The sequence below is a fragment of the Janthinobacterium fluminis genome (assembly GCF_028595325.1).
Taxonomy (GTDB): Bacteria; Pseudomonadota; Gammaproteobacteria; order Burkholderiales; family Burkholderiaceae_D; genus Janthinobacterium; species Janthinobacterium fluminis.
In genome coordinates this window covers 98,864-116,053 of record NZ_JAQQXR010000001.1, presented here as the reverse complement: position 1 = coordinate 116,053, position 17,190 = coordinate 98,864, and the positions used below count along the sequence as shown (strand labels likewise).

At 63.2% G+C, this 17,190-nt stretch carries 18 protein-coding genes; all 18 read right to left on the bottom strand.

Annotation, left to right across the window (positions count from 1 at the left end; all coding sequences use genetic code 11):
• Positions 1–76: 76 nt before the first annotated feature.
• The 18 genes from ispF to OIK44_RS00530 all read right to left on the bottom strand — a co-directional run bounded on the left by ispF (position 77) and on the right by OIK44_RS00530 (position 17,190).
• Positions 77–577 (bottom strand): 2-C-methyl-D-erythritol 2,4-cyclodiphosphate synthase, encoded by a 501-nt coding sequence (gene ispF, locus OIK44_RS00615; protein ID WP_273668711.1) that lies wholly within the window; start codon positions 575–577, stop codon positions 77–79.
• Positions 578–597: 20 nt separating this feature from the next.
• Positions 598–1,302 carry a 2-C-methyl-D-erythritol 4-phosphate cytidylyltransferase gene (gene ispD, locus OIK44_RS00610; protein WP_273668710.1) on the bottom strand — a complete coding sequence of 235 codons (705 nt, stop codon included), beginning with the start codon at positions 1,300–1,302 and terminating at the stop codon, positions 598–600.
• A 40-nt stretch (positions 1,303–1,342) separates the two neighbouring features.
• Positions 1,343–2,041: a hypothetical protein gene (locus OIK44_RS00605; RefSeq protein WP_273668709.1), complete on the bottom strand. Its 699-nt coding sequence runs from the start codon at positions 2,039–2,041 to the stop codon at positions 1,343–1,345.
• Positions 2,042–2,048: 7 nt separating this feature from the next.
• On the bottom strand, positions 2,049–2,606 hold the full coding sequence (locus OIK44_RS00600) for an NUDIX domain-containing protein (RefSeq protein WP_273668708.1): 558 nt from the start codon (positions 2,604–2,606) through the stop codon (positions 2,049–2,051).
• 35 nt (positions 2,607–2,641) lie between these two features.
• On the bottom strand, positions 2,642–2,959 hold the full coding sequence (locus tag OIK44_RS00595; RefSeq protein WP_273668707.1) for a DUF2818 family protein: 318 nt from the start codon (positions 2,957–2,959) through the stop codon (positions 2,642–2,644).
• Positions 2,960–2,962: 3 nt separating this feature from the next.
• Positions 2,963–4,447, bottom strand: a complete 1,485-nt coding sequence (gene nuoN / locus OIK44_RS00590; protein ID WP_273668706.1) for an NADH-quinone oxidoreductase subunit NuoN — start codon at positions 4,445–4,447, stop codon at positions 2,963–2,965.
• Positions 4,448–4,471: 24 nt separating this feature from the next.
• On the bottom strand, positions 4,472–5,974 hold the full coding sequence (locus OIK44_RS00585; protein WP_273668705.1) for an NADH-quinone oxidoreductase subunit M: 1,503 nt from the start codon (positions 5,972–5,974) through the stop codon (positions 4,472–4,474).
• A 29-nt stretch (positions 5,975–6,003) separates the two neighbouring features.
• Positions 6,004–8,091 (bottom strand): NADH-quinone oxidoreductase subunit L, encoded by a 2,088-nt coding sequence (gene nuoL / locus OIK44_RS00580; RefSeq protein WP_273668703.1) that lies wholly within the window; start codon positions 8,089–8,091, stop codon positions 6,004–6,006.
• A gap of 36 nt (positions 8,092–8,127) precedes the next feature.
• Positions 8,128–8,436, bottom strand: coding sequence for an NADH-quinone oxidoreductase subunit NuoK (nuoK, locus tag OIK44_RS00575; protein WP_273668702.1), 309 nt, complete (start codon positions 8,434–8,436; stop codon positions 8,128–8,130).
• On the bottom strand, positions 8,433–9,062 hold the full coding sequence (locus OIK44_RS00570) for an NADH-quinone oxidoreductase subunit J (RefSeq protein ID WP_273668701.1): 630 nt from the start codon (positions 9,060–9,062) through the stop codon (positions 8,433–8,435). Before OIK44_RS00570 ends, nuoK begins: the two co-directional genes overlap by 4 nt.
• A 65-nt stretch (positions 9,063–9,127) precedes the next feature.
• Complete coding sequence (gene nuoI / locus OIK44_RS00565) at positions 9,128–9,616, bottom strand: NADH-quinone oxidoreductase subunit NuoI (protein ID WP_273668700.1); 489 nt, start codon at positions 9,614–9,616, stop codon at positions 9,128–9,130.
• A 15-nt stretch (positions 9,617–9,631) separates the two neighbouring features.
• Positions 9,632–10,705 (bottom strand): NADH-quinone oxidoreductase subunit NuoH, encoded by a 1,074-nt coding sequence (gene nuoH, locus OIK44_RS00560; RefSeq protein ID WP_273668699.1) that lies wholly within the window; start codon positions 10,703–10,705, stop codon positions 9,632–9,634.
• Positions 10,705–13,038, bottom strand: coding sequence for an NADH-quinone oxidoreductase subunit NuoG (gene nuoG / locus OIK44_RS00555; RefSeq protein WP_273668698.1), 2,334 nt, complete (start codon positions 13,036–13,038; stop codon positions 10,705–10,707). Before nuoG ends, nuoH begins: the two co-directional genes overlap by 1 nt.
• A 22-nt stretch (positions 13,039–13,060) precedes the next feature.
• Positions 13,061–14,356 carry an NADH-quinone oxidoreductase subunit NuoF gene (nuoF, locus tag OIK44_RS00550; RefSeq protein WP_273668697.1) on the bottom strand — a complete coding sequence of 432 codons (1,296 nt, stop codon included), beginning with the start codon at positions 14,354–14,356 and terminating at the stop codon, positions 13,061–13,063.
• Positions 14,353–14,832 (bottom strand): NADH-quinone oxidoreductase subunit NuoE, encoded by a 480-nt coding sequence (gene nuoE, locus OIK44_RS00545; protein WP_273668696.1) that lies wholly within the window; start codon positions 14,830–14,832, stop codon positions 14,353–14,355. Before nuoE ends, nuoF begins: the two co-directional genes overlap by 4 nt.
• A gap of 17 nt (positions 14,833–14,849) precedes the next feature.
• Positions 14,850–16,103 (bottom strand): NADH-quinone oxidoreductase subunit D, encoded by a 1,254-nt coding sequence (locus OIK44_RS00540; RefSeq protein ID WP_273668695.1) that lies wholly within the window; start codon positions 16,101–16,103, stop codon positions 14,850–14,852.
• On the bottom strand, positions 16,103–16,696 hold the full coding sequence (locus tag OIK44_RS00535; RefSeq protein WP_273668694.1) for an NADH-quinone oxidoreductase subunit C: 594 nt from the start codon (positions 16,694–16,696) through the stop codon (positions 16,103–16,105). Before OIK44_RS00535 ends, OIK44_RS00540 begins: the two co-directional genes overlap by 1 nt.
• A gap of 17 nt (positions 16,697–16,713) precedes the next feature.
• Complete coding sequence (locus OIK44_RS00530) at positions 16,714–17,190, bottom strand: NuoB/complex I 20 kDa subunit family protein (protein ID WP_017874735.1); 477 nt, start codon at positions 17,188–17,190, stop codon at positions 16,714–16,716.

The window sequence follows — 17,190 nt, the reverse complement described above, 5'->3', positions numbered from 1 at the left end:
CATACGTATCACGAACCATCACACCCTCACTTTGCAGACCATGGCGACATCGTCAATCGACTACGGCGCGGCGCCGTCACGCGTCGCGCAGGATCAGCGCGACGGCCTCGGCGGCGATGCCCTCTTCCCGCCCCAGGTAGCCGAGCTTTTCATTGGTCTTGGCCTTGATGTTGACCTGGCCGACGCCGACGCCGAGGTCGGCGGCGACGTTGGCGACCATCGCGGCGATGTGCGGCGCCATCTTCGGCCGCTGCGCGATGATGGTGGCGTCGATGTTGCCGATGCGGTAGCCGGTGGCGGCCACGCGCCGGCCCGCCTCGCGCAGCAGCGTGCGCGAATCGGCGCCCTTGAACTGCGCGTCGGTGTCGGGGAAGTGCTTGCCGATGTCGCCCAGCGCGGCGGCGCCGAACAGCGCGTCGATGATGGCGTGCAGCAGCACGTCGGCGTCGGAGTGGCCGAGCAGGCCGACGTGGTGCGGTATGGTGACGCCGCCGATGATCAGGTCGCGGCCGGCCACCAGCGCGTGGCAGTCGTAGCCCTGGCCGATGCGGAATGGAAGTGCGGGTGCTTGGGTCATAGTGTCAGGCTTTATCAAGGTTATTGGCCGTGGGCCAGGTACATTTCGGCGATGCGGACGTCGGCCGGCAACGTCACTTTCAGGTTGCGCGGATGGCCTTCGACCAGCTTCGGCGCCAGGCCCAGGGCCTCGACGGCGCTGGCGTCGTCGGTGATGGCGTTGGCGTCCGGTGCCGCGCCCAGCGCCTCGCTGAGCAGGCCGTAGCGGAACATCTGCGGCGTCTGCGCCAGCCACAGGCCGTCGCGCGCCACCGTCGCCACGCCGCCGGGCGCGACGCGCTTGACGGTGTCGACCACCGGCAACGCCAACAGGCCGCCGACCGGGTCGGCGCCAACGCCGGCGATGAGCTTTTCGATCAGCGCCGGCGTCAGCCCGGGACGGGCGGCGTCGTGCACCAGTATCCAGTCGCCCTCGCGCATGGCGCCGGCCAGCGCCCGCAGCGCGTTCAGCACGGAGTCCATGCGCGTGGCGCCGCCGCAGCGCAGCACCGTCACGCCGTGCGCCGGCACGACGGCGTCGATCTGGCCGTCCTCCGGGCTGACCACGACATAGGTGTGCGCCACCAACGCGCTGCCGAGGAAGGCGTCCAGCGCGTGCCGCAGCATCGGCTTGCCGCCCAGCGGCAGGTATTGTTTCGGGCCGCCGGCGGCCATCCGCGCGCCCACGCCGGCGGCGGGGATCAGGGCGAAGTAGCGCGCCGCGCCATTGCTGTTCAAACTGGTCATGATGTGTTCTCGTGTGATGGCGGCGCGCGCGCCGCCGGCGTTATCTGGCCTTCTGCTTGCCCTGGAGTATGCCCTGGATGGCGCCGTCACAGGCTTTGCCCAGGCGGGCGTATTCCTGCGGCGAGTCGATGGCCGCCTGCAGCACCTCGACCTTGGCCATTTCCGCCTTGATGTAGGGCATCCAGCCGCTGTCTATCTCGCGCGCCAGCGCGTCCTTCGCGGTGCCGCGCGGCGCGTACAGGGGCTTGGCCTCGAAGCGCGCGGCCAGCGCCGCGCGCACCACGACCTCGACCTTCGGCAGGTGGTCCAGATAGGTTTTCATGTGGTGCAGTTCGTGCGCCAGTATCTCATTGTAGGCGCAACTGCCGGCCTCGAACTCGCGGCCGATGTAGATGACGATGGGCGCGTAGTAGAGCTTGACGGTGATGTGCGGCGCCACGCATTCGTAGCCGCTGGCGGGGTCTTGCAGCATCGGCCCGTCCAGCCCGATGGCGACGCGCGATTCGGTCTTGGTCAGGCCCAGCACATAGGTGTTGGCGCGCGCCCCGCCCTTCATCGCCGTCAGCGAGCGGTAGGATAGGTGGGTGTCGATGCTGTAGCCGTTCTGCTGCGCCGTCAGCACCGAGACGGTCTTGCTGATGTCGTCCTCGCAGCGGATCTGGAATGGCGTGCGCTGCGCCAGCGCGGCACCGGCGCCGAGCAGGCCGCAGGCCAGCGTCAGGTAATGCGCCGTCTTCATCGCGCGCCTACGCCGGCTTCCAGCTTCCGGAGGTGAGCTTGTCGAGCCAGAACGCGCCGATGACGGTCTTGACGTCGCTGATGGCGCCCGTCCTGACCCATTCCAGTATCTGCGGCACGCTGGCGGTGAAGGTGTCGAGGAATTCGCCGTCGTCGAGCTGGCGCTCGCCGGCCACCAGGCCGCGGGCGACGAACAGGTCGAGGTGCTCGTCCGAGTAAGCGATGGCGTTGTGGATGGTGCAGACGAATTGCCAGTCGCTGGCCGTGTAGCCGGTTTCTTCCAGCAGCTCGCGCTTGGCGCAGTCCAGGGGCGCTTCGCCGGGGTCGATCTTACCGGCGGGGAATTCGATGAAGACGCGCTCCAACGGATAGCGGAACTGCCGCTCCAGCAGCACGGAGCCGTCGTCGAGCAGCGGCAGGATGACCACCGCGCCCGGGTGCTTGATGTATTCGCGGACGGTGACTTTGCCGTCCGGCAGCGCGACGCGGTCGCGCTGCACCTTCAGGAAACCGCCCTCGTAGGCGAGTTCGCCGTCGATTTTGCTTTCTCTCAGGTGCAGATCCATGCGCGCTCCGGGGCGGTCAGACATTGAACAGCGGATCAGTGGGGCTTGCGCAGATAGCGCACGACGAATCCGGGAAAGGCCAGTACGACGAAGAGCGTGCCGGTAATGGCGTAGAACTCCCAGGTCTGCGGGAAGCTGTTGCCGATCCGCGCTTCCAGGGCGAAGGCCAGCGCGCCGACGATGAAGTACAGGATCACCAGCTCCAGCAGGCGCAGCGCCAGCGGCTTGCGCCAGCGCTCCCCGCTCGCCGCCTTGCGCGGTATCAGCGCCAGCACTTTGTCGTTGAAGAACGGCAGGTTGGCGGCCGCCAGGGCGAGCACGATCACCAACCAGGTCGAGGAAGAGACATCCATCGCTTAGGAACCGAGGGTCTTGGTCATCGCCGTCAGGCAGGCGCTCAGCAGCGCGCCGGGGAACACGCCCAGGCCGACGATCATCAAGCCGTTCAGGCTCAGCACCACGCGCATGTCGGTGTTGACCAGCAGCGCGGCCTGGTCGGTCGGCTCGTCGAACCACATCATCTTGACCACGCGCAGGTAGTAGAAGGCGCCGATCAGCGAAAACATCACCGCCACGATGGTCAGCCAGATCTGGCCCGTGCCCAGCACCGCTTGCAGCACCGAGAACTTGGCGGCGAAGCCCAGCATCGGCGGCACGCCGGCCAGCGAGAACATCATGATCGACATGATGCTGGCGAACCAGGGGCTGCGTTTTGCCAGGCCCTTGAAGTCGGCCAGCTCCTCCGCCTCGAAACCGGCGCGCGCCAGCAGCATGATGACGCCGAAGCTGCCCAGCGTCGTCATGACGTAGGTGATGATGTAGAACATCGCCGAGCTGTAGGCGTCCGGCGCGCCGCTGCGGTCCAGGCCGACGGTGCCGGACATCAGGCCCAGCAGCACGAAGCCCATTTGCGCGATGGTCGAGTACGCCAGCATGCGCTTCAGATTGCTTTGCGCGATGGCCGTCAGGTTGCCGATGGCCAGCGACATCACGGCCAGCACCATCAGCATCTGTTGCCAGTCATGCGCCAGCGGCATCAGCCCTTCCACCAGCAGGCGGATGCAGATCGCGAAGGCGGCCAGTTTCGGCGCGCCGCCCAGCAGCAGCGTGACGGCCGTCGGCGCGCCCTGGTAGACGTCCGGCACCCACATGTGGAAAGGCACGACGCCCAGTTTGAAGGCCAGGCCGGCAACCATGAAGACGATGCCGAACACCAGGATGGTCGGCTTCACGGAGCCTTCGTGGATCTTGTTGGCCACCGTGGTCAGGTCCAGCGAGCCGGTGGCGCCGTACAGCATCGAGATGCCATACAGGAGGAAGCCGGAGGCCAGCGCGCCGAGGATGAAGTACTTCATCGCCGCTTCGGTGGCTTTGGCGTTGTCGCGGCGCAGGGCCACCAGGGCGTACAGCGACAGCGACATCAGTTCCAGGCCCAGGTAGATCGTCAGGAAGTTATTCCCGGAGATCATCACCATCTGGCCCAGCAGGGCGAACAGGGCCAGCACGTAGAACTCGCCGCCGAGGTTGCCGGACAACATGCCGCGGTCTGTCGCATAGGTGCGCGAGTAGACCAGCGTCAGCGCCACGGCGCCGTAGGAGAACAGCTTGAGCAGGTTCGACATCGGGTCCGAGATGAACATGTTCGAGAACGTGTACACGGTGGTGCCGGCGTTGAAGTCGACCAGGGTCAAGGCGGCGCAGCCGGCCAGCGTCAGCAGCGACAACATGTAGGTGATCGAACGCTTGCCCTCGGACAGGAACATATCGATCAGCAGGATCGCCGAGGTGGCGATCAGCAGAAAGATTTCTGCGTAGAGCGGGATCAGGTTGGTGGTATTCATGTAGGTGTGTTCCGTCGTGTGTTCTTAAGGCAGCTTGGGCAGGGCGACGTGCTTGAGCAGGTCGGCGACCGAAGTCTGCATTGTGTCGGTGAACGGCGCCGGATACAGACCCATGACCAGCACGGCGATGGCCAGCACGGCAAACATCAAGAACTCACGTTTGTTGATGTCGGTCAGCTCGTCGACGTGGTGGTTGGCGATCTTGCCGAAGATGACGCGCTTGGCCATCCACAGCGAGTAGGCTGCGCCGAAGATCAGCGCGGTCGCGGCCAGCAGGCCGATCCAGAAGTTGTACTGCACCGCGCCCAGGATCACCATGAACTCGCCGACGAAACCGGAGGTCGCCGGCAGGCCGCAGTTGGCCATCGAGAAGAAGATGAAGAAGGCGGCGAACTTCGGCATGCGGTTGACCACCCCGCCGTAGTCGGCGATCTGGCGCGAGTGCATGCGGTCGTACAGCGCGCCGATGGACAGGAACATCGCGCCGGAGATGAAGCCGTGCGAGATCATTTGCATGATGCCGCCCTGCACCGCCATGTCGTTGAACATGAAGAAGCCCAGCGTGACGAAGCCCATGTGGGCGATCGAGGAATAGGCGACCAGTTTTTTCATGTCTTTCTGCACCAGCGCGACCAGGCCGATGTAGATCACGGCGATCAGCGACAGCGTAATCATGAAGCCCGACAGGTTGCGGCTGGCGTCGGGGGCGATCGGCAGCGAGAAACGCAGGAAGCCGTAAGCGCCCAGCTTGAGCATGATCGCGGCCAGCACGGCGGAGCCGCCGGTGGGCGCCTCGACGTGGACGTCGGGCAGCCAGGTGTGCACCGGGAACATCGGCACCTTGACGGCGAAGGCCATCAGGAAGGCCAGGAAGATGAAGGTCTGCTCTTTCATCGTCAGCGGCAGCTTGTGCCAGGCCAGGATGTCGAAGCTGCCGCCCGAGACGTTGTACAGGTAGATGATGGCGATCAGCGTCAGCAGCGAACCGAAGAAGGTGTACAGGAAGAACTTGAACGAGGCGTACACGCGGTTCTCGCCGCCCCACACGCCGATGATGATGAACATCGGGATCAGGGTCGCTTCGAAGAAGAAGTAGAACAGCAGGCCGTCCATGGCGGCGAACACGCCGATCATCAGGCCGGACAGGATCAGGAAGGCCGCCATGTACTGGGCGATGCGCTTCTCGATGACTTGCCAGGCCGAGATCACGACGATCACGGTGATGAAGGCCGTCAGCGGAATGAACCACAGCGACAGGCCGTCGATGCCCAGCGAGTACAGGATGTTGAAGCGGCCGATCCAGGGCGTTTTCTCGACGAACTGCATGCCGTGGGCGGCATTGTCGAAATGCTGGATCAGCGGCAGCGTGCACAGGAAGCTGACGCCGGCGCCGAACAGCGACAGCAGGCGGGTGAAGCCGGCCTTTTCGTCGCGGCCCAGCGCCAGGACCAGGACCCCGAACAGGACGGGAACCCAGATCGCCAGGCTCAGGTAAGGAGGAAGTGTAGAAATCGTAGACTGCATCATGGTTGTCAGTATTCTTTTATCAGGTCAGCTTACTTAGCGGGCCAGAATGGCAGGAAGTAGATCAAGGCACCCAGCACGCCGAGTATCATCACGAAGGCGTAGTGGTAGATGTAGCCGGTCTGCAGCGTGCGCGTCAGCGCGGCGATCCACGCCACCACTTTCGCGCTGCCATTGACGACCAGGCCGTCGATCAGGGTCTTGTCGCCGACATTCCACAGGCCGTTGCCGAGCATGCGGGCGCCGCCGGCGAACACGACTTCGTTGAACTTGTCCATGTAGTACTTATTGTCCAACAGCGTGTGCAGCGCATGGAATTTCTCGAAGAACCATGCCGGCACGCGCGGGTTGATCATGTAGCAGTAGTACGCCGAGGCGACACCGGCCGCGGCCAGCATCAGCGGCAAGGTGCTGATCGAGTGCAGCGCCATCGCCAGCGCGCCGTGGAACTCTTCGGCCAGCTCTTTCATCGCGTGGTGGTTGTCGCCGACCGCAATGACGCCCTTGAAGAAGTCGCCGTGCAGCATCGGGCCGATGGTCAGGTAGCCGATGATGACCGAAGGGATGGCCAGCATGACCAGCGGGAACCAGACGACGAATGGCGATTCGTGCGGCTTTTGTCCCGGCGCCAGGCCGTGGTGGTGCTCGTCTTCCTCGTGCTCGTCGTGGCCGTGGCCGTCGTCGTGGGCGCCGTGGGCGGCTTTCGCCGCGTGGTGGTCGTCATGGGCGTGGGCCTTGCCGAAACGCTCTTCGCCGTGGAATACCAGGAAGTACATGCGGAAGGAGTAGAACGCCGTCACGAAGACGCCGGCCAGCACGGCGAAGTTGGCGAAGCCGGCACCCCAGATGTGGGTGGCGTGGACCGCCTCGATGATGCTGTCCTTCGAGTAGAAACCGGAGAAGAACGGCGTGCCGATCAGCGCCAGGGAGCCCAGCAGCGAGGTGATCCAGGTGATCGGCATGTATTTGCGCAGGCCGCCCATGTTGCGGATGTCCTGGTCGTGGTGCATGCCGATGATGACGGAGCCGGCGCCAAGGAACAGCAGCGCCTTGAAGAAGGCGTGGGTCATCAGGTGGAACACGGCCACCGAGTAGGCCGAGCAACCGAGCGCCACCGTCATGTAGCCGAGCTGCGACAGGGTCGAGTAGGCGACGACGCGCTTGATGTCGGTCTGGATGATGCCGAGGAAGCCCATGAAGAGCGCCGTGATCGAGCCGATCACCAGGATGAAGGACAGGGCCGTGTCGCTGAGCTCGAACAGCGGCGACATGCGGGTGACCATGAAGATGCCGGCGGTAACCATCGTCGCGGCGTGGATCAGCGCGGAGATCGGCGTCGGACCTTCCATCGAGTCAGGCAGCCAGACGTGCAGCGGGAACTGGGCCGACTTGCCCATCGCGCCGATGAACAGGCAGATGCAGGCGACGCTGAGCAGGGCCCAGTCGGTGCCCGGCAGGGTCAGCATGGACAGCGCCTCTTTCTTGGCGAACACTTCCTGGTAGTTCATCGAACCGCCGTAAGCGAGCAGCAGGCCGATGCCGAGGATGAAGCCGAAGTCGCCGACCCGGTTCACCAGGAAGGCCTTCATGTTGGCGACGATAGCCGTCGGGCGGGTGTACCAGAAACCGATCAGCAGATAGGACACCAGGCCCACCGCTTCCCAACCGAAGAACAGTTGCAGGAAGTTGTTGGACATGACCAGCATCAGCATCGAGAACGTGAACAGCGAGATGTAGGCGAAGAAGCGGTTGTAGCCCTCGTCGTCCTTCATGTAGCCGATCGTGTAGATGTGCACCATCAGCGAGACGAACGTCACCACGCACATCATCATCGCCGACAGGCTGTCGATCTGGAACCCGACTTCGAGTTTCAGGGTGCCGACCGTCATCCAGTTATAGATGACGCCATTGAAGCTGGCGCCGTCGAGCACGCCCATGAGCGTCTGGACCGACAGAATGAATGCAATCAGCACGCCCAAAATCGTCACAGTATGCGACGTTTTGCGTCCGACCAAATTACCCAGGAACTGGGTTCCAAACAAGCCCGCAATCGCAGCGCCGGCCAGCGGCGCCAGGGGTACGGCAAGAAGGAGGTTAGGGTTAAGTATTTGCCCCGCCATGATGAACCTTAATCGTTATTATTCGAGGTTTAAAACTTAGCCTTTGAGGCTATCCAGGTCTTCCACATTGATGGTGTCCAGATTACGGAACATGACCACCAAAATAGCCAGGCCGATCGCCGATTCGGCGGCCGCCACTGTCAGGATGAAGAAGACGAAGATCTGCCCGGCCGCGTCGCCCAGGTAGTGCGAGAAGGCGATGAAGTTCATGTTCACCGCCAGCAGCATCAGCTCGATGGCCATCAGCAGCACGATGACGTTCTTGCGGTTCAGGAAGATCCCGACGACCGAGATCGCGAACAGGATCGCGCCCAGGACCAGGTAGTGTGCGAGCGAAAGTGTCATGGTGCCTCCTTGGTTTCTGGCGCTGCCGGACGCTCGACGACGGCGTCCATCTTGACGATGCGCAGGCGGTCGTTGCGTTTCACGCGGACGGCCTCGGACGGCGCGAAATGTTTGGTGTCCTTGCGGCGGCGCAGCGTCAGCGCGACGGCGGCGACGATGGCCACCAGCAGGATCGCGGCGGCGATTTCAAAGGCGTAGACATATTGCGTGTAGATCAGCATGCCCAGTTCCTTGGTGCCGCCGATGTTGCCGGCGACGGCGGGCGCGCGCGGCTCGAACTCCAGGAAGGAGCGCCACAGCACCGAGGCCATTTCCAGCACGATGACGACGCCGATGGTGGCGGCCAGCGGCAGATAGGCCCAGAAGCCCTCGCGCATCTTGTCGATGTTGATGTCCAGCATCATCACGACGAAGAGGAACAGCACCATGACGGCGCCGACATACACCAGGACCAGCACGATGGCCAGGAACTCGGCCTTGAGCAGCATCCAGATACCGGCCGCCGAGAAGAAGGACAACACCAGGAACAGCGCGGCGTGGACCGGATTGCGGGCCGTGATAACGCGGGTCGCGGCCAATATCAATATGGCCGAGAACGCGTAAAACAAAGCAGTTTTAAATTCCATAACAAACCCAGGAGACGTACAGATTAACGATCATCGCGCCCGCGCCGTCGGCGCGGGCGCGTGCATCAGCGATATGGCGCATCGGCGGCGCGCGCGGCGGCGATTTCGTCTTCGTAACGATCGCCCACGGCCAACAGCATCTCTTTCGTGTAATACAGATCGCCGCGTTTCTCGCCGTGGTATTCCAGCACGTGCGTCTCGACGATCGAGTCGACCGGGCAGGACTCTTCGCAGAAACCGCAGAAGATGCACTTGGTCAGATCGATGTCGTAGCGCGTGGTGCGGCGCGAGCCGTCTTCACGCTGCTCCGACTCGATCGTGATGGCCATCGCCGGGCAGACCGCTTCGCACAATTTGCAGGCGATGCAGCGCTCTTCCCCGTTCGGATAGCGGCGCAGCGCATGCAGGCCGCGGAAGCGCGGCGACATCGGCGTCTTCTCCTCCGGGAACTGCACGGTGATCTTGCGGGCGAACATGTACTTGCCCGTCAGCGCCATCCCTTTGAATAGTTCGGTCAGCATCAGGCTGCCGAAAAAATCTTTTACCTTGTCCATTCGTATTTCGCTCTCTTACTTCCAAATATTCCAGGATGTCTGCATCCAGGCGGCGACGAAGACCAAATAAGCCAATGTCAGCGGGATAAACACTTTCCAGCCCAGACGCATGATCTGGTCATAGCGGTAGCGCGGGAAGGTTCCACGGGTCCAGATGAACAGCGACACCACCAGGAAGGCCTTGGCGAACAGCCAGCACCAGCCGGGAATGAAGCTCAGCGCCTCGATCGGCGCGGACCAGCCGCCCATGAACATCAGCGCGGCGAGCACGCCGATCAGTATCATGTTGGCGTATTCGGCCAGGAAGAACATCGCGTAGGACATGCCCGAGTACTCGACCATGTGGCCGCCGACGATTTCCGACTCGCCCTCGACGACGTCGAAGGGGTGGCGGTTGCACTCGGCCAGGCCGGACACCAGGTAGACGACGAACACCGGCAGCAGCGGCAGCCAGTTCCACGAGAGGAAGTTCAAGCCCTTCTCGGCGAAATAGCCGTGCGTCTGGCCGTTGACGATGTCGATGAAGTTCAGGCTGCCCGACACCATCAGCACGATGACCAGCACGAAGCCCATGGCGATTTCATAGGACACCATCTGCGCCGAGGCGCGCATCGCGCCCATGAAGGAGTACTTCGAGTTGGAGGCCCAGCCGGCGATGATGATGCCGTAGACTTCCATCGAGGTGATCGCCAGCAGCAGCAGCAGGCCGGCGTTGACGTTGGCCAGCACCACTTCCGGGCCGAAGGGAATGACCGACCAGGCGGCCAGCGCCGGCATGATGGTCATGATCGGGCCGATGACGAACAGGGCCTTGCTGGACTTCGCCGGGATGATGATTTCCTTGAACAGCAACTTGAGCGCGTCGGCGATCGGTTGCAGCAGGCCCATCGGACCGACACGGTTCGGGCCGATACGGATTTGTATCCAGCCGAGCAGCTTGCGCTCCCACAGCGTCAGGTAGGCGACGGCGCCCATCAGGGGCAGCGTCACGCACAGGATCTTGGCCAGCGTCCAGAAGAACGGCCAGGTGGCGCCGACCAGGTTCTGGCCGGTGGTGTTGATGGTGGTGATGATTTCAGGCAGAGCCATTAGATACCCTCTCCTGCTTTTTCAACGGTGATGGAAGCGAACATGCCGCCCAGGGTGGCCGTCGACGGATGGGCCGCCGGGACGCGCACCACGTTCGCCGGCAAGCCGGCTTGCACGCAGGCGACCAGGATGGCGCTGCCGGAGCCTTGCGCCAGCTTGACCTTGTCGCCGGACTTGACGCCCAGTTGCTGCGCCAACGCGGCCGACAGGCCGGCCTGCGGCGCGGCCGCGTCGGCCGTGCGTTGCAGCGGCGCGGAGCGGCGCACCAGCGCGTCGGCGAAGTAGATCGGCACGTCGGTGACGCGCTCCAGCGCGGCCGATGGCGGCGCGAAGACGGCGGCGCGCGGCGCCAGCGTGGCGACGTTGCTGAGCTTCGCCGACAGGTCGGTGACGCCCTTGCCGAACGCCTCGTCGCGGATCGCTTCCGAGGTGTCGTAGTCGAAGCCGGACAGGCCGAGGATGTTGCCCAGCACGCGCAGCACTTTCCAGCCCGGGCGGGTTTCGCCGAGCGGCTTGACGGTGCCGTTGAAGCTTTGCGCGCGGCCTTCGCAGTTGACGAAGGTGCCCGAGGTTTCGGCGAACGGCGAAATCGGCAGCAAGACGTCGGCGTAGTCCATGCCGTGCTTGAAGGCGGACAGGGCGATGACCATCTCGGCCTTGCCCAGGGCGGCCGTGGCCGCCTGTGGGTTGGCGCTGTCGAGTTCCGGTTCGGCGTTCAGCAGGATGTAGGCTTTTTTCGGCGCGGCGAATGCCGGCGCCGCGTTTTTCGCCGTGGCGTTGACCAGGTAGCCGCCGACGGTGTTGGCCGCTTCGGTCAGGTAGCCCAGCTTGGCGCCGGTGTGGTCGGCGATCCATTGCGCGGCGGCGTGCAGCGCCGACGCTTGCGGGTGCTGCGCTGCCGCGTTGCCCAGCAAGACGGCGCCCTGCTCGCCCGCCAGCAGCGACGCGGCGATGTTGCCGGCGACCGCGGACGGCACGATGTGTTCAAAGCCGGCCGGCGCCGCCATGTCCTTGGCTTGCGCCACGGCGGCGACCACCTCGGACAAGGCCGCCAGCCAGTCGGACGGCGCGGCGATCATCTTGTTGGCGATCTTGATCAACTGGTCGTCGTCGGAGGCGTGCAGGATCGACAGCTTGGCGCCGCCCTTGACGGCGGCGCGCAGGCGCGTCGCCAGCAAAGGATGGTCCTTGCGCAAGAAGGAGCCGATGACGAAGGCGCGCTTGATCTGACCGAATTCGGCGATCGACATGCCCAGCCATGGCTTGACGTCGGCGTCCAGCGCGAAGTCGCTCTGGCGCAGGCGGAAGTCGACGTTCTCGGAACCGAGGCCGCGCACCAGCTTCTGCAGCAGGGCCAGCTCTTCCACGGTCGAGTGCGGCGTGGCCAGGGCGGCGATGGCGTCGGCGCCGTGTTCGTGCTTGATGTTCTTCAGGCCGTGGGCGACGTATTCCAGCGCCGTCTGCCAATCGACTTCCTTCCACTCGTTGCCCTGCTTGAGCATCGGCGTGCTCAGGCGCTCGGCGCTGTCCAGGCCGTCATACGAGAAGCGGTCCTTGTCGGAAATCCAGCATTCGTTGATGTCGTCGTTTTCCAGCGGCAGCACGCGCTTGACCTTGCCGCCCTTGACTTGCACGATGAGGTTGGTGCCCAGGCCGTCATGCGGGCTGACGGATTTGCGGCGCGACAGTTCCCAGGTGCGGGCGCTGTAGCGGAACGGTTTCGACGTCAGCGCGCCGACCGGGCACAGGTCGATCATATTGCCCGACAGCTCGGAGTCGACGGACTGGCCGACGAAGGAGACGATTTCCGAGTGCTCGCCGCGGCCTATCATGCCCAGCTCCATGACGCCGGCCACTTCCTGGCCGAAACGCACGCAGCGCGTGCATTGTATGCAGCGCGACATCTCTTGCATCGAGACGAGCGGGCCGGCTTCCTTCGGCGCGACGACGCGCTTGTCTTCCTGGTAGCGCGACTCGCCCTTGCCGTAGCCGACGGCCAGATCCTGCAACTGGCATTCGCCGCCCTGATCGCAGATCGGGCAGTCGAGCGGGTGGTTAATCAAGAGGAATTCCATCACGCTCTTCTGGGCTTGAACGGCCTTGTCGCTGTTCGAGCGCACAATCATGCCGGCCGAAACCGGCGTTGCGCACGCGGGCAAAGGCTTGGGCGCCTTTTCCACTTCGACGAGGCACATGCGGCAGTTCGCGGCGATCGACAATTTCTTGTGATAGCAGAAGTGCGGGATGTAGGTTCCCAATTTATTGGCGGCGTCCATCACCATGCTACCAGCAGGGACTTCGACTTTTTTGCCGTCTATTTCGATTTCAACCATGGTGATCGTTACCTGACGCAGCTTAGATGTAAGCGGGCACTAAGCAATGCTTGTGCTCGATGTGATATTCAAATTCTTCACGGAAATTCTTAATGAAGGCCCGTACCGGCATCGCCGCCGCATCGCCCAGCGCGCAGATGGTGCGGCCCTGGATGTTGTCGGCGATGGAGTTCAGCATGTCCAGATCGTCAGGCCGGCCCTGGCCCTGCTCGATGCGGTGGACCATGCGGTACATCCAGCCCGTGCCTTCGCGGCAAGGGGTACACTGGCCGCAGGACTCTTCAAAATAGAAGTAGGACAGCCGCTCCAGCGCCTTGACCATGCAGCGGGTTTCGTCCATGACGATGACGGCGCCGGAACCGAGCATCGAGCCGGCTTTGGCGATCGAGTCGTAGTCCAGGTCGGTGTTCATCATGACGTCGCCGCGTATCACCGGAGCGGACGAGCCGCCGGGGATGACGGCCTTGATCTTTTTGCCGCCGCGCATGCCGCCGGCCAGTTCCAAGAGCTTGGCGAACGGGGTGCCGAGCGGCACTTCGTAGTTGCCCGGCAGTTCGACGTCGCCCGAGATCGAGAAGATCTTGCTGCCGCCATTGTTCGGTTTGCCCATGCCCAGGTATTTCTCCGGGCCGATGTTGAGCACGAAGGGAACGGCGGCGAAGGTTTCCGTGTTGTTGATGGTCGTCGGCTTGCCGTACAGGCCGAACGAGGCGGGGAACGGCGGCTTGAAGCGCGGCTGGCCTTTCTTGCCTTCCAGCGACTCCAGCAGCGCCGTTTCCTCGCCGCAGATGTAGGCGCCGTAACCGTGGTGGGCGTGCAGCTGGAAGCTGAACTCGCTGCCCATGATCTTGTCGCCCAGGAAGTTGGCGGCGCGCGCCTCTTCCAGCGCTTCCTCGAAGCGGTCGTAGGCGGAGAAGATCTCGCCGTGGATGTAGTTGTAACCCACCGTGATGCCCATCGCGTAAGCGCCGATGGCCATGCCTTCGATCAAGGCATGGGGATTGTAACGAATGATGTCGCGGTCCTTGAAAGTGCCCGGTTCGCCTTCATCTGTATTGCAGACGAGGTATTTCTGGCCCGGGAACTGGCGCGGCATGAAGCTCCACTTCAAGCCCGTGGGGAAACCCGCGCCGCCGCGGCCGCGCAGGGACGAGGCTTTCAAGTCGGCGATGATTTGCTCGGGCGTGATTTTTTCTTCGAGGATGCGGCGCAGCGCGCTGTAACCGCCGCGGGCCACGTAATCTTCCAGGTGCCAGTTCTTGCCGTCCAGGCCCTTCAGGATCAAGGGATCGATGTGCCGATTATGGAGTGACGTCATTTCTTCAATTCCTCGACCAATGCGTCGATTTTGTCGTTCGACATCCAGCTGCACATGCGCTTGTTATTGACCAGCATCACGGGCGCGTCGCCGCAGGCGCCCATGCACTCGCCCTCGACGAGCGTGAACTGGCCGTCGGCCGTCGTTTCGCGGTAGTCGATGCCGAGCTTTTCTTTCAGGTGGTGGGCGGCGCGTTCGCCGCCGGACAAGGCGCACGGCAAGTTGGTGCACACGGAAATCTTGTGCTTGCCGACCGGCTTGGTGTTGTACATATTGTAGAAGGTGGCCACTTCCTGCACGGCGATCGCCGGCATGCCGATGTAGTCGGCGATGTCCTTCATCGTTTCCGGCGCCAGCCAGCCCTTTTCATCCTGGGCAATGGCAAGCGCGGCCATGACGGCCGACTGACGCTGGTCGGCCGGATACTTGGCCAACTCGCGGTCGATTTTTTTGTAAGACTGCTCTGATAACAACATGTGTATGCCTCTAGGACTTATCTGTCGATTTCGCCGAAGACGATATCTTGTGTACCAATAATCGTGACCGCGTCGGCAATCATATGCCCGCGCGCCATTTCATCCAGACCCTGCAGGTGCGCATAGCCGGGGGCACGAATCTTCATGCGGTAAGGCTTGTTGGCGCCGTCCGAGACGAGGTAGATGCCGAACTCGCCCTTCGGATGCTCGACCGCGCTGTACGCTTCGCCGGGCGGAACGTGGAAGCCTTCGGTGAACAGCTTGAAGTGGTGGATCAGCGATTCCATATTCGTCTTCATGTCGACGCGGCCCGGAGGCGCCACCTTGCGGTTGTCGGTCATGACGGGACCCGGATTGTTGCGCAGCCATTCTACGCATTGTTTGATGATGCGGTTGGACTGGCGCATTTCCTCGATGCGCACCAGATAGCGGTCGTAGCAGTCGCCGTTGGTGCCGACGGGGACGTCGAAATCCATCAGGTCGTACACTTCGTAAGGCTGCTTCTTGCGCAGATCCCACTCGACGCCGGAGCCGCGCAGCATGGCGCCCGTGAAGCCCATGGCCAGCGCCGCTTCCGGCGAGACGACGCCGATGCCGACGGTGCGCTGCTTCCAGATGCGGTTGTCGGTCAGCAGGGTTTCGTATTCGTCGACATAGGTCGGGAAACGGCGGGTGAAGTCTTCGATGAAGTCGAGCAGCGAACCCTGGCGGTTTTCGTTCAGCTGGGAAATCGCCTTGGCGTTGCGGATGATCGACGCCTTGTGCTGCGGCATCGCGTCCGGCAGGTCGCGGTAGACGCCGCCCGGGCGGTAATACGCGGCGTGCATGCGGGCGCCCGATACCGCCTCGTAGCAATCCATCAAATCTTCGCGGTCGCGGAAGGCGTACAGGAAGGGGCCCATGGCGCCGACGTCGAGCGCGTGCGCGCCCAGCCACAGCAAATGGTTCAGCAGGCGCGTGATTTCGTCGAACATGACGCGGATGTACTGGGCGCGCAGCGGCACGTCGAGCTGCAGCAGCTTCTCGATCGCCATCACGTAGGCGTGCTCGTTGCACATCATCGACACGTAGTCGAGGCGGTCCATATACGGCACCGACTGCAGATAGGTCTTTTGCTCGGCCAGCTTCTCGGTGGCGCGGTGCAGCAGGCCGATGTGCGGATCGGCGCGCTGGATGACTTCGCCGTCCAGCTCCAGCACCAGGCGCAGCACGCCGTGGGCGGCCGGATGCTGGGGACCAAAGTTCAGGGTGTAATTCTTAATTTCAGCCATTATTTCATCCCGTAATGTTCTTCGCGGATCACACGCGGCACGTTTTCCCGCGGCTCGATCGTCACGGGCTGGTAGATCACGCGCTTTTGCTCGGGATCGTAGCGCATCTCGACATAACCGGAGACGGGGAAGTCTTTACGGAAGGGATGGCCGATGAAGCCGTAGTCCGTCAGCAGGCGGCGCAAGTCGTTGTGGCCGTCGAACAGGATGCCGTACAGGTCGAACGCCTCGCGCTCGAACCAGTTGGCGGTGCGCCAGATGCCGGTCACCGAGGCCACCAACGGCATGGCGTCGTCGGGCGCGAACACGCGCACGCGCAAACGCCAGTTGTGCTTGACCGACATCAGGTGCGACACGGCGGCGAAACGCAAGCCATCCCATGTGCCTTCGCCATAGGATTGGTAATCGACGCCGCACAGGTCGATCAACTGCTCAAAATGCAAAGCTGCGTCGTCGCGCAGCGTTTGCATCGCTTCCAGGTAATCCGCCGCCTTCAACACCAGGGTCACTTCACCCAGCGCGACGGTGATGCTTGCACGCTCGCCCAGCGCGTTGCGCAGGGCGATTTCCAAGGCTTCTAGTTTTGTAGTCATAGTAAAAAAGCTGCCCCTTAGCGTGCGATCGTGTTGGTGCGCTTGATCTTGTTATGCAGTTGCAAAATACCGTACAGCAGCGCTTCCGCCGTCGGCGGGCAACCGGGCACATACACGTCGACCGGCACGATGCGGTCGCAACCGCGCACCACCGAGTAGGAGTAGTGGTAATAACCGCCGCCGTTGGCGCAGGAGCCCATCGAGATGACCCAGCGCGGCTCGGGCATCTGGTCGTAGACCTTGCGCAGCGCCGGCGCCATCTTGTTGCACAGCGTGCCGGCCACGATCATCACGTCGGACTGACGCGGCGACGGGCGGAACATGAAGCCGAAACGTTCGAGATCGTAACGGGCGGCACCTGCATGCATCATCTCCACCGCGCAGCAAGCCAGGCCGAACGACATCGGATACATAGACCCGGTGCGCGCCCAGTTGATCAGCTTGTCGGCTGTCGTGGTGATGAAACCTTCGTTTAATACGCCTTCAATAGACAT